Below are 14549 nucleotides of genomic sequence, written 5' to 3'. Positions count from 1 at the left end.
TCCAAAAAAATTAAACTTTTCTGGGAGAATCTGTTCACTGAAAAAGAAAACTGAAATACTTCAAGCGATTCTCTATAAAAATCACCTCCTTCATGAAAAAGTTAATAAGACCAGTTCCCCTTTATAAGAAATGGTCTATGTCCGCTTCCTCGCCTCCTTTAATCGGTTTAGAAGGCTAACTTTTTAAAGCTTCAAAAAAGAATAACAAGTGAGCGTGAATGAAAATCGAAGTATATTCTGAAGTAAAAATAAAACCGGTTTCCATTTTTGTCAAGTAAAATTTAGGGGGCGTGGGAACCCCTTGTTTTTCAGCGTATTAGATAGATAGTCAAGAGTTTACCTGGATTCCTCAAGACCCATCATAACCCAAGAAAACCCATAATAACCCAACCCCAATTGAAACAAAATTGAAACAAAAGCCTGTAGAGAGGGGCTAACTTCTTGTAAATCAAAGGGGAAATTCCCACAAACTTATTGACCTGAAACAAATTTAATAGTATCATAACTCCTGCAGGTCAATTATGTCCGAAAGCGGAAAAAAGAAGAAACGCCTTTTCTTAATCGACGGGTCGGCTTTAGCTTATCGATCCTATTTTGCCTTCATCCGAAATCCTCTGATTAATTCCAAAGGTGAGAATACCTCAGCCGCTTTTGGATTTGCCAATTCCCTTTTTAAAATCCTGAAAGAGGAGGAGCCTGACTATATCGGGGTGGTCTTTGATACTAAAGCCCCAACTTTCAGGCATGAAATCTACAAAGAATATAAATCTACCCGTGCCAAAATGCCGGATGAGATGGTCTCCCAGCTTCCTCGAATAATGGAGTTGGTTAAGGGGATGAATATTCCCGTCCTGGAGATGGAGGGATTTGAAGCGGATGATCTGATGGGCACTTTAGCTCGTAAAGCCGAAAATAAAGGTTTAGAGGTGATTCTGGTAACCGGAGACAAGGACTTTTTACAGTTGGTGGACGAAAATATTAAGGTTTTGAATCCGAGGAAAAGCGGAGAGGAGATAGAGGTCTATGACCAGGAAAAGGTAAAAGAAAAATATGGAATCCCTCCGGAAAAAGTTATAGACCTTCTGGGATTAATGGGGGATGCCTCGGATAACGTTCCAGGGATTCCGGGAGTGGGTGAAAAAACCGCTGTGGAATTAATTCATCAATTCGGAGATCTGGAAAAAGTCTTAGCTAATGCAGATAAAGTCAAAAGAAAAAATGTCTCCCGGAATTTGAAAGAGCATGCAGACTTGGCTAGACTCTCTAAGAAGTTAGTAACCATCGAGACTGATGTACCCATCGAACTGGATCTAAAACAGCTTTCCAGAAGTGAGTTTGACCTTCCGAAGTTAAAGGAGCTTTTCAAGGAATTGGAGTTCAGCAAATTCCTCCAGGAGGTCACTTCTGGGGAAAAGCTGGAGAAGGTCAAATACAAGACCGTGGAGGATGAAGAGGAGTTCAAGAAGCTTCTTGACAGGATTGTTGAGAAAGGCGAGTTCGCAGTGGATACTGAAACCTCCTCCATAAACCCGATAGTGGCGCAGTTAGTGGGAATATCTATAGCTCTGAAAAAAGAGGAGGCATTTTACATTCCGCTCAGACATACGGAGGGTAAAAATCTAAAGATCGAACTGCTGCTCGAAGAGTTCAAGCCTGTTTTAGAAAACGAATCTATAACGAAAATCGGTCAGAACTTGAAGTTCGATTTAGAGATTCTGAAAAATGAGGGAGTCGAGCTTAAAGGTATAGGTTTCGATACTATGATCGCCTCCTATCTTCTGAATCCCTCCGGAAGACAGAACAGCCTCTCCAATTTAGCCTTAGAGTATTTAGATTACAAGATGATGCCGATCTCGGATTTGATCGGGTCCGGGAAAAAACAGATAAGTTTTGCTCAGGTTCCGATTAAATCTGCTTCCAGATATTCCTGCGAGGATGCAGATTTTACTCTAAGGCTGAAAGAAGTGCTGGAGCCTAAGCTAAAGCAGGCTCTTCTGGATAACCTTTTCTATGAGGTGGAGCTGCCTCTGATACGGGTTTTGGCTGAGATGGAGATGACAGGGATTTCAATTGACGTAGATTACCTGAAAGAGCTTTCCGAACAGATGGAACTCGAGTTATCAAAACTTGCCAGGCAGATCTATAAATTGGCTGGCAAAGAGTTCAACATCAATTCTCCTCAGCAATTGAGCAAGGTCTTATTTGAGGATTTAAGACTGACCCCCCTTAGAAAAACAGCTAAAAAAACCCTCGATTCTACTGATTTCGGAGTCCTGGAAAAATTAGCCAGGGTTCACCCACTTCCTCAGAAGCTTTTAGAGTACCGCCAGCTTTTCAAATTGAAATCCACCTATATCGACGCTCTCCCTGCTCTGATCAACAAAAAGACCGGCAGAGTGCACACCTCATTCAACCAAACAGTGACTGCAACTGGAAGGCTTTCCTCCTCCGAGCCTAATTTACAGAATATCCCGATCAAAACCGAGATCGGCAGCCGGATCAGGAAAGGGTTTATCCCCAGGAACGAGGATTATCTTTTGTTATCAGCGGATTATTCTCAGATCGAGCTGAGGATTCTGGCTCATTTCTCAGAAGATGAAACTTTGATGGAATCTTTTTTCAAAGGCGAGGATATTCATACCCGAACCGCAAGCGAGGTCTTCGGTGTACCCATAAACAAGGTTGCTCCTGAGCAGAGAAGAGTTGCCAAGACTGCCAATTTTGCCATAATCTACGGGGTAAGCGCGTTCGGGCTCTCCCAGCAGACTGATATGACTCCCAAAGAAGCCTCGATGTTTATTGATATCTATTTCAAAAGATACCCTAAAGTTCAGGAGCATCTGGAAAACTTAATTGAGAAAGCCAGAAAAGATGGGTATGTCACCACGCTTTTAGGAAGAAGAAGGTATATCCCGGAAATTGAAAGTCCCAATCGGCAGAAAAGAGAGTTCGCGGAAAGGGTCGCCATCAATACCCCGCACCAGGGCTCAGCCGCAGATTTAATCAAAGTGGTTATGATCGAGATAGCTAAAATCCTCAAAAGAAAAAAATCCAAAATGATTCTGCAGGTGCACGATGAGTTGGTATTTGAGGTGCACAAATCGGAGCTGGAGGAAATTAAGGAGATGGTAAGGGATAAGATGGAGAATACGGTTAAATTAAAAGTCCCGATCAAGGTGGATATAAAAATAGGGAAAAACTGGCTGGAAATGAGTTAATAAAAACAGAATAATGATGGATAACTGATGACGAATAACGGATAAAAGCTATAGGGGCGATCCGCCGCAGGCGGACTCGCCCAATATGTAGGGCAAGGCTTCAGCCTTGCGAAGGCTCTTATTCGTAGTGCGAAGCCGTCAAGGTCTTGAGACTTTTAGCCTCGCATAGTGTAGGATGGAATAGTGTTTTGTCCTTACAACAATTGAATTAAGAGGATGCTCTCTGGGATTGTCATTCTGAGCTCTGCCAAAGGCGGAGCGAAGAATCTGTGTGGATTCTTCGGTCACTTCGTTCCCTCAGAATGACATAGAAAGAAAACAAATATGAAAATAATCGGCATCACAGGCGGGATCGGCTCAGGTAAAACTGAGGTGGCAAATATTTTCAAAAAATCAGGGGCGAAAATCATTTCTGGAGATGAAATAGGCAAAGAGGTGGTGGAGAAAAATCGGTCGGTTCTCAAAAAACTGGTCAGGATATTTGGAGAAGGAATATTAAGTAGTAATAAGGAGCTTAATCGAAGGAAGCTGGGCAAAGTTGCCTTCTCATCCATAGAAAACAGGGACAAATTGAATACAATCGTTCACCCTTATCTTCTTTCCAATCTGAGGAAACAAATCAGGGAACATAGAAAAAAAGGTCCGGGAATTGTCATTGTGGATGCGGCTTTGATTATCGAATGGGGGCTACAAAAAGAGTTAGATTATCTGATCTTAGTAGAGTCAAACCTGAACAACCGCTTAAAAAGGCTAAAACATAATTTAGGTTATACTCAAAGGGAAGCTTTGAGCAGGATTAAAGCCCAGATAAATCACAAGACCAGACGAGGATATGCTGATTACATTATTAGAAATGATAAAGACTTAAAAGAATTGAGGGAAAAAGTTCTTTTTTTGTGGGAGAAACTCATCTCTAAAATGGTTAGACAGAGGAAGACAAGCGGGACAGGAATTGAACTCCTTCCCTAGCAGGGATGATGTAGTTGCCCAATTTATTGGGCATTTTTGTCCGAGCAACGGATCTGTAAGACTCGATAAATCGAGAAACTACAATTTGGACATAACTTATCTGTAAAGCAAAAATTGGCCTAAAATGATTTGACAAAGAGATTTAATTTGATATATTTTCACTATGTTACAAATTTCACAAGGATTATTTTTTGGGACTTGTATGAAAAAACTATGCAGGAGGTAAAATGCCGATCTTGGATTCTAAAACCGGAAGTATAAGAAAAAACTACACCATAGAAGAACTGATCGAAGCTGCCAATTTGATGAGGGGTTATAACATGATCTCCCTTTGTGCGGCTGGCTCAGGCCATTCGGGCGGAACTATGTCGATTATGGATATCTGCGCAGCTTTATACCTTTCAGTTGCCCGGCACGACCCCAAAAACCCGTCCTGGGAGGACCGGGACAGGATTATCTGGTCAACCGGCCATAAAGCACCATCGCTCTATCTGAGCCTGGGGATCTCAGGATACTTCGATATCGAAGAGGTGGTGACCTTAAGAAAGCTCTATTCACCTTTTCAAGGGCATCCACACTGGTTAAAACTCAAGGGAGTTGAAGCCTCAACTGGCTCTTTAGGTCAGGGGTTGAGCATAGCGAACGGAATAGCCTTAGCTGCAAAGTTAAATAGCAAAGATTATTATATCTACGCCTTGACCGGAGACGGAGAACATCAGGAGGGACAGATCTGGGAAGCAGTAATGGAGGCAGGGCATTATAAATTGGATAACCTCATCAACATCATTGATAAGAACCGCCTGCAGATAGATGGCTGGGTTGAAGAGGTAATGAATATCGACCCGATCGTGGATAAGTATAAGGCTTTTAACTGGAATGTGCTGGAGATAGATGGGCATAATATGAAGGAGATTTTGGAAGCTTTTGAGAAGGCCAGAACCCTCAAGGGTAAACCCACTGTCATAGTTGCGCATACGATCAAGGGCAAAGGGGTAAGCTTTATGGAAAATGTAGCAGGCTGGCACGGAAAATCGCCAGTTTGCGAACAGATGGATAAGGCTTTAGAGGAATTAGGACTTCAAAAGAAATTGGACCGGGACAGGCTTTTCAAAAAAGCAGACGATTACCAGGCTAAAGTTTCTACGGAACTGGAAGCGAAAATGCCCAAGTTCAAAAAGGATTATTTCTGGAATAAGCAACCGAACATGAAAGTGAAGATGGACCCAACCAGATTAGGGTTTGGCAGGGCTCTGGATGAAAAAGGTGACGACGAGAGGATTATCTGCCTGGGTGCGGATATCTCCGGCTCAATCGCCATAAGCCAGTTCTATGAAAAGCACCCTGAAAGGAAAAGAAGATTCCTCAGCATGGGGATAGCTGAGCAGAGCGGAACCGGAGTTGCTGCAGGATTAGCCAAAGAAGGCAAGCTCCCGATTTTCGGCACCTATGGGGTTTTCGCCGCAGGCAGGAATTTAGACCAGCTCAGAACCACTGTCTGCTACGGCAATTTAAACGTTTTCATAGCCGGCGCACACGGTGGCGTCTCGGTAGGCCCGGACGGAGCCACTCATCAAGCTCTGGAAGACCTTTTCCAGATGTGCGGGCTTCCCAATATGCATGTGGAAGTCCCTTGTGATTCGATCGAAACAAAAAAGGCTACTGAATTTCTTTTGTTCAACGTCAAAGGACCCAAGTTCCTGAGATTTGCCAGAGAAGCAACCCCGATAGTCACTTTCGAGGATACTCCATTTGTTTTTGGTGAGGCAAATATAATCAGGTATAGAGGAGAGGAACAGGAGTTCATTCATGCTTTTGAGACCATGCTTTCCTCTCAGTATAAATCTGAAAACGAGGATTTGGCTATAATCGCCTGCGGGCCCGAGGTTCCGGAAGCGATGAGGGCTGCCTGGATTCTGAAAGAAGACTTTGGAATCGAAACCAGGGTGGTGAATTTGCATACACTGAAGCCCCTTGACAAAAAAACCATAATCAGGGCCGCTTCGGAGACTGGGGTTGTGGTCACTGCTGAGGAGCATCAGATCGGAGGTTTGGGAAACTATGTTTCCTCCACTATTCTGGAAGCAAAAGAGGTTTATAAGAAGCCGATTTTATTCGGAATGATCGGAGTCAAAGACAGATTTGGTGAGTCAGGTCAGCCCTGGGAGCTGATAAAGGAGTTCGAGGTCTCAGCCGAGCATATCGCGCAAAAGGCTAAAGAGCTTTATGATCAAAAAAAGAGCTCTTAAGTTAATTTTCAGAGTGTTACTCAGGACTAATATTTTAAAATCAGGTTTTTATATATAACAGAATCTAATAATTTTCGGAGGATCCTATGAAATTAGCTCAGAGGATGTCACACCTGGGAACTGAAACCGCATTTGAGGTTTTAGCCCGAGCCAAGCAGTTAGAAAAAGAGGGGAAGGAGATCGTTCATTTAGAGATCGGGGAGCCGGACTTTAACACTCCCCAGAACATCACCGATGCAGCAATAGAAGCTTTAAAAGAAGGGTATACCCATTACGGTCCTTCTGCTGGTCTGCCTGAGTTGAGAGAAGTAATTGCCCGTTACGTGGCTGATACCCGGAAGATTCTGGTGGATCCGGATGAGGTGGTAGTCACCCCTGGCGGTAAGCCCATAATGTTTTTCTCCATCTTAGCCTTAGTGGATGAAGGGGATGAAGTGATCTATCCCAATCCCGGATTTCCCATTTATGAATCGGTGATCGAGTTCCTCGGAGCCAAGCCGGTTCCGATCCAACTGCGGGAGGAGAACGACTTCAGATTAGACATAGATGAACTGAAGAAGCAGGTCACTCCGAAAACAAAACTGATAATCATAAACTCTCCTCAGAACCCGACTGGAGGAATTTTAACCCTGGAGGATTTAAAAGCAATTGCCGATATCGCCCTTTCTAAAAATATTCAGGTTCTCTCAGATGAGATCTATTCGCGGATACTCTATGAAGGGAAACATCACAGTATTGCATCTTTGCCGGATATGAAAGAAAGGACCATAATCTTAGACGGGCTTTCCAAAACCTATGCCATGACTGGCTGGAGGATAGGATACGGGGTGATGAACAAAAGCTTAGCCCCGCATATTGCCAGGTTGATGACTAACAGTAACTCCTGCACTGCCAGCTTTACTCAGAGAGCAGCTATTGAAGCCATAGCCGGAGATCAGAGCGAAGTAGATAAGATGGTCAAAGAGTTCAAAAGGCGCAGAGACGTGATTGTTAAGGGGCTCTGTGATATCCCCAAGCTTTCCTGCCCGTCTCCCAAGGGCGCTTTCTATGTTTTCCCGAATGTGAAAAAGATCGGATGGGATACCAAGAAATTAGCAGATGCTCTTTTGAACGAAGCCGGGGTTGCGGTTTTATCCGGCACCGCTTTTGGCAAATTCGGAGAAGGTTACCTCAGGCTTTCCTATGCAAATTCAGTAGAGAATATCAATAAGGCTTTGGAGAGGATGAGGAAATTCTTAGCAAAGCTGTAAGGACGAAGGAAGACGTTAGACCTAAGATGTGAGACGGAAGGGACTTCAGATACAGTTGATTGATCAATAAAGTCTCAAAGGCAGGTCTTGTGCCTGCCCTTCATCTTTTTCATCAATAACGCGATGTACAGCCTCTTTAGTTATCACTGCGGGAAGCCCTAAAGATGATAAGGCAGTCCTTCAGATGACAGGTGAGTAAGTTGCTTCGCGTCTTTAGAACTCGTAATGACTGCTTAGTGCCAGCTTTACCCCCTAAAGTTTCCCCCTTTCTTTCCGATTAATCTTATGTAGCCCAACAACTTTTTTGGGGTGTGAGCAATTTTTCTCTTGACAAAATCAAGTCGGGTTCTTTATTTAAAGATAATTCCATACCAAGAAGTTGTTGGGTTTAGGAAAGGCTTTGGGCGCAAGTATTCTTAAACCAAAATAACAACTATAAAATCAATAGGCTTCTGCTCCAAATTGCCACTGTTTTCTCACGGAGAGAGGGAAGCTTTTCGACATCGGGGGATGGTTTGAAAAGTGAAGCAGGCTGAAGATACTACCGAAGGCTAACAAGGACCTTTATTTATCAAAGGAGGTGATATCGGGGGATAAAGGTGCTAATGCTTTTTAGGAAACTAAAACCACTCAAAATCTGGAGGGAAGTAAATGAAAAATCTAATCAAGCTGGCTATTTCAGTTGTGCTCCTGGTGGTTTTTACTTATCCCTTTTGTTTAGCAGGGATTACGGGAAAACTCACTGGGATAGTCAAAGACAAGCAGAGCGGCGAGGCCCTTCCTGGAGTGTCGATAAGGGTAGTTGGAACAAATATAGGAGCCGCCACAGGGCCGGATGGTCGGTACACCATCATAAACGTCCCTGCCGGGAAACAGAGCGTCGAAGCAGTAGTAATTGGATATACCTCGATCCGCAAGGAAGAGATCCTGGTTGTTCCTGACCTGACTACCGAGGTTAATTTCGACCTGACTGTGTCCGCCGTTGAGTTAGGAAAAGTTACCACGGTGGTAGCGGAAAGACCTTTGATCGAAAAGGACGTTACCGGTTCAACCAAAATCATCACTTCAGATGAGATCAAGCAGATGCCGGTTCGTGGTTTTCAAGCTGTAGCCCAGCTACAGGCAGGGGTAGTAGCTGGAGATAATCGTCAAGGCACGGCAATTCAAATCCGCGGTGGAAGACCTGGGGAGGTAAATTATTTCATCGATGGTTTCAATACTCAGGATATCGTAACCGGAGGTATAGGTGCAGGATTGAATAACAACGCCATCGCAGAGGTCGTGGTTTTGACCGGTGGATTTAACGCTGAGTATGGACAGGCCATGTCTGGCGTGGTTAATACAGTTACAAAGGAATCTGCAATAAAGACTACTGGTCAACTCGAGCTTCGAACGGATGAGTTCATGGGCAGCACTAACGGTTTCGCCTATAACAATGCGGATTTCTCCTTGGCGGGTCCACTTATTGGGAAAAAGTTGAAGTATTTTGCCTCTTTTGAGTATTCGCATCGAAACGATTGGAATCCCAGCTCCGGATGGGAAGGACGGAAACCTGAAAATTGGCTAAAGGGATATTCAGGATTTGGTAAACTGAATTATGATCTGACCCCGAGCATGAAATTAAAAGCTGGGGGCAGCTACTTCAATGAAAAGAGGAAGGAATTTCAGATCCTCTGGCGGTATAATTTGAATCATCTGAGCAGGCAAGAAAGAAACAACCAGATGTATTATCTCACCTTAACCCACAATATCAGTAAAAATACATTCTACGACCTTTCGGTAAACTACTTTGTAACCAAGGTAGAAAGAGGTGATGATAGTCTATGGAGTGATTTCAATGATTATATCAATACCGTTAGTTGGACTGATTCCTTATATGGTCCGGATGGAAGATATGATTACCGCACCAGTGGCTGGTCATATGGAGACAATAAGAGACAGGATGGAAGCAATATCTACTACCTGCCTGGAGTGAGCCAGAGGGTCTATTCCAAAAGACAATCGCTTTACACCGGAGTCAACTTCAATATAGTCAGTCAGGTTAATCCATACCATCAGGTTAAAGGCGGCTTTGAAGCCCGGTTTTACACGGTTCGATGGTTCAGAATCGACCTTCCCTGGAGAGCCAATCCTTTCTTAGACAACTATGACAAGGATTATAATATTCACGGGACCATTTCTCATGGCAAGCCTTACAAGCCGGTAACTGGGGCATTCTATATTCAGGACAAGATGGAGTTCCAGGGTATGGTGGTAAATGCCGGACTTCGTTTCGATATGCTAAAGGCTGGTGCAGAGCGTTTCATCGACCAGTTGGATGTGAACAAAGGAACTGAAAATACCCCGTTAGATTACAAGGTCAGTCCTCGTTTAGGTATTGCCTTCCCGGTTTCAGAGAACACCTTGTTTCATTTCACCTATGGCCATTTCTTTCAACCGCCGCAATTGCAGTACCTGTATGAGGGGGTGGCAGATGCCATTAATTACATAAATACAGGTAATGCCATCATAGGTGATCCCGGGCTAGGATCAGAAAAGACTATCGCCTATGAGGCCGGGCTCACCCGGACTTTCTCGCCTACTTTAAGATTTGATGTGACCCTCTTTTCGAAAAACATGACTAACTTGGTTGATACCCGTTTACGCACAGGATTGAACAGATATGTTATCTATACTAATTCCGATTATGCCCGAGTAAGAGGGGTTGAATTCGCCTTAGAGAAAAGAAAGGAACGCTTCATTTCTGGCAAGATCTCCTATACTCTTTCCGAAGCCAAGGGAACCGGCTCCTATCAGAGAGAAGGGTATTACGATTATATCACCAGCGCTACCGGCCTGAATATCGTCTTCCCCAAAACGGAGTTTTATCTGGACTTCGACCAGAGACACACCATCTCAGCGGACATTGACATCCGGGCAGGAGAAAAAGAAGGGGTTCAGCCTTTCAGAAATGCCGGATTGAACATTTTATTCACTGTGGGAAGCGGATTCCCTTATACTCCTCGAACTCCAGTCGCCTTCAACTTGCAGGGTCTGGGTAAAGCCCTGGGAGAAGTGAACTCCGCACGACAACCCTGGACTTACCGCTTGGATTTAAAAGCAGATAAGGCTTTCAGGATGGGCATGTTTAATAGCACTTTTTACTTAGAGGTCATAAATCTTACGGATAATGAGAATGTTCGTGCGGTTTATGAGTCCTCCGGCAAACCCAATACGGATGGTGTAATTGAGCTTTTAGGTGTAACCAGCGAACCATATGTCTCGCGTTATAGATCAGCAGTTAAGGACCCGGATAATTATGATGTTCCCAGAATGGTGCGAGCTGGGCTGGTTTTAGGCTTTTAACCCAAGCGGAGGGAGGAAAAAGGTAATGAGAAAGAAAAAAATACTTAAGCTCTTGGTGCTTGGAACAGTGCTTTTGACTTTTTTGGTCGTTTCGGCTGAAGCCAAAACTAAACAAGCACCTGTAAATTCCCTGGCCAAGCCTCTGATTAATCCAACAGATGCCAAATATCTGACCACTAATAATATCAAGATGCCGATTCAAAATGATGCGGTCTTTTCCCAAAATCCCTTTACTGGCAGAGCGGGAACAGAATGGCCTCAGGGAACCGGAAATATGTATCTTTATGGCTCTGGAATCTGGATCGGGGCGCAGATTCCCTCTGGCGGAGGTTTAAAAAAGGTGGTCAGCTATGGATACAACCCGAACGATGGTTATTCTGAATGGGGACCTGGCATAATCACCGCGCCTTACACTGCTGACCATGGTGTGGTTGGACCCCCGATAACCTGGCCGATTCTACTTTCCACTGAATCATCTGCCTGGAGCCCCAGAGAAGCTGATAGTCTTTGGCCGGTAAGGGATAGCTTAGGGAATCCAGAGTTTGTTTCGGCTGAAGATAGCTGGTGTTTTTATAATGACGCAGACATTACTTATCACGATGCCCAAGCCAGTTCTGGAGACCAGTTGAATGTCTTTGTAAAGCAGACTACCTATAGTTTCAATTCCAAGCTTGACAAGAACATCATATTTGTGGTCTGGGATATCTATAATCAGGGTGATCGTGATTTAGATTCAGTTTACATCGGGATTACCTCTGACCCGGATTTAGGAAATGCCACGGATGATATGATCGGGTTTGATGCTGCCCGAAACTTTTGCTGGGTTTACAATTATAATCTTGAATTTGACCAGGACATTCAAGGCAGGCCCGGGATGATGGGTTTCAGGTACTTCCAAAGCCCAACCGATTCAGCCGGTAACCAGTTGGGTCTGACCGCTCTGACCCTGTTCACCATTGACACTGACCCGGCTAATGATGAAGAAAGATACAATCTGATGGCTGGACTTACCAAATCGGGCAGTCCTCGCCCAGGAGGACCTTTTGACGTGGACGTTTCTCCTCAGGACAAAAGATTCTGTCAGAGTTCCGGTCCTTTTAAATTAAAGGTCGGAGATTCTACTCGAGTGGTTTTTGGGGTCGTAGCGGGTGAAAATGAGAATCTCCTCAAGATAAACTCTGATTATGCTCAAACCCTTTATAATGCTCATTTTGTTGCCCCGAGACCTCCTGTAGCTCCAGTAGTTAAGGCAGTCCCGGGAGATCGAAAGGTTACTCTGGTCTGGGGAGATACCTCGGAATCCAGCTTTGAGCCTTTTGCCGCAAATGATACCAGTTTAAGGCAATATGATTTCGAGGGATATCGGGTGTATCGAAGCAGATCCGGGGTAGAGGGCGATTTTCAATTATTGGATGAATTTGACCTGGCAGACGGTGTTACTAATGTGACTGAAGAGGTAGTTGATCCGGTTTCCGGACTTCCTAATGTGGTGACTGTTCATTTAGGAAATGACACTGGGATACAGCGATATTTTGTGGATTCGGTTAATGTGATAAATGGTGAAACCTATTCTTATGCTGTAACCGCCTTCGATTATCAACCCAAAAGCCCGAAATCACTGGAAAGCGGAGTGAGGGCTTCATTAGTTCAGGTTGTTGCAGGTACTAATCCAGCCGGATATACAGCCCCGACCGCTCAGGATACAGCTACTCATACTTCTTCAGGGAGGTTGAGTGAAGGAGTTGTTACTGTTGAAGTTATTGATCCCAATCAGGTAACCGGGGATGATTATCGGGTAACCTTTAATGCTGATCTTACTTGGAATTTAATCAACGTCACCACAGGAGACACGCTTCTGGTCAACCAAACTAATCAGTCTGGGGACAACACTTATAAGATCTTGGACGGCATTATGGTTCGGGTAAGTGGCCCTCCGACAGGTATCAGAGATTGGGGATGGACTCCGGATACGGTTGGGTCAAGATGGCTAACCGGTGTGGATTGGGGTGGTACTTACTTCTTTGGTGGATTGGATCTGGGTTATTATTTCTTCTTCCCAGGGAGTTCAATAACCGATTTATCAACTGATTTTGTGGATGTGGATATAAGGTTTAGCCCCACCACCAAGCAAAAAGCCTATGATTATTTAAGAGGCGGGTCTCCCAATTACGGGTGTATAGGATACTTTGAAGTTCCTTTCACCGTCTGGGATACAACCAGTTCACCAGCCAGACAGTTGAATGCGGCTTTTGTAGATAACATGGCATCTACTTCCTATGACAGTACCTGGGGGCCAACTGAGAGCAATAGCGATAGAGAATATCTGTTCATCTTCAACAGCACTTACAGCGACACGGCCTTGACTTTCTACACCACTCACAATATCAGGTTTGAAGCAGATGCTTTTGATGTGCTGTATGCGATGTGGCCTTTAATCAGATCGGGGCACAGCTTATCTGAGCTGGCTGATGGGCAGATTTTCCACATCATTGCTACTAAGCCCAATGCTCCGGTTGATGTTTTCTCATTCAGCACCAAGGCGGCTTACATCAATGCTAGCCAGGCGAAGTTCGATATGGATAAAATCAAGGTGGTGCCGAACCCTTACTTTGTTAGAAATGAACTTGACCGAGACCCGAACGTTTCACATCTGATGTTCACACACCTGCCGGACAAATGTACTATCAGAATTTATACCTTAGCGGGTAATTTAATTCAGCAATTAGAACATAATTCTGATAGCGGACAGGAGACCTGGAACGTCCTGACCAGAAATGATCAGATTCCAGCCAGTGGTGTATATATCTACCACGTAAGTTCAGATTTCGGGGAAAAAGTCGGCAGGTTCGCCATAATTCGGTAAAACCAAAGGAGGAATGTGAAAATGAAAAAATTAATTATCTTTATTGCCTGCGTTCTCCTTTTGGGTGCCAGCACGGTTTTCAGTGACGACATAAGTAAGGTTGGCACTTCTGGAGCACAGTTTTTGAAAATCGGCGTAGGTGCTCAGAATATAGGTAAAGGAGAAGCAGTAACGGCTTCAATTGCTGATATTACCTCAGTTTTCTGGAATCCAGCCGGATTAGCCAGTCTGAGAGGCTCTGAACTGAGCTTCACTCATACCGAATGGATTGCCAAGATAAATTATGACAATATCGCCTATGGTTTTCCTCTGGGAAGTGGTGCAGCTGGAATTTTCATAGGAATCTTGTCTATGCCTAATTTTGAAGAAACCACGGTAGAACAGCCAGAGGGAACCGGGGTCGAATTCACCGCCTATGATATGGTCGTAGGAGCAAGCTATGCCCGGAGAATTACTGACCGGCTCACGACTGGAATAAATGCTAAATTTGTTCGTCAGGTTATTTGGGAATTAAGTGCTAATGGTTTAGCATTTGATCTTGGGCTCCAGTATGAAACTGGTTTTAGAAGTCTGAAACTGGGAATGAGCATGTCTAATTTTGGGACGGATATGAGATATAGCGGTCAACAGTTAAAACATGAAGTCCAGATTTTCCCGG

7 protein-coding genes are annotated in these 14549 nt (G+C 44.2%); all 7 read left to right on the top strand.

The annotated features are described in order from the left end of the window. Nucleotides 1–521: 521 nt before the first annotated feature. Nucleotides 522–3218, top strand: coding sequence for a DNA polymerase I (polA, locus tag MUP17_08180; GenBank protein ID MCJ7458954.1), 2697 nt, complete (start codon nt 522–524; stop codon nt 3216–3218). Between the two features lie 324 nt (nt 3219–3542). After that, on the top strand, nt 3543–4187 hold the full coding sequence (coaE, locus tag MUP17_08175; protein MCJ7458953.1) for a dephospho-CoA kinase: 645 nt from the start codon (nt 3543–3545) through the stop codon (nt 4185–4187). A gap of 227 nt (nt 4188–4414) precedes the next feature. Further along, complete coding sequence (locus MUP17_08170; protein ID MCJ7458952.1) at nt 4415–6433, top strand: transketolase; 2019 nt, start codon at nt 4415–4417, stop codon at nt 6431–6433. A gap of 86 nt (nt 6434–6519) precedes the next feature. After that, entirely contained in the window at nt 6520–7683 is a 1164-nt protein-coding gene (locus MUP17_08165; protein MCJ7458951.1) for a pyridoxal phosphate-dependent aminotransferase, read from the top strand. A gap of 651 nt (nt 7684–8334) precedes the next feature. Further along, entirely contained in the window at nt 8335–11028 is a 2694-nt protein-coding gene (locus MUP17_08160) for a TonB-dependent receptor (GenBank protein MCJ7458950.1), read from the top strand. 25 nt (nt 11029–11053) lie between these two features. Then, a complete protein-coding gene (locus MUP17_08155) occupies nt 11054–13891 on the top strand; it encodes a T9SS type A sorting domain-containing protein (GenBank protein ID MCJ7458949.1) in 2838 nt (945 codons plus the stop codon). Nucleotides 13892–13912: 21 nt separating this feature from the next. After that, a partial coding sequence (locus tag MUP17_08150; GenBank protein MCJ7458948.1) for a PorV/PorQ family protein occupies nt 13913–14549 on the top strand: 637 nt, incomplete at its 3' end.

Source organism: Candidatus Zixiibacteriota bacterium (assembly GCA_022865345.1).
In the GTDB taxonomy this organism is placed as follows: domain Bacteria; phylum Zixibacteria; class MSB-5A5; order MSB-5A5; family RBG-16-43-9; genus RBG-16-43-9.
This window is presented reverse-complemented; position numbering and strand designations above follow the sequence as displayed.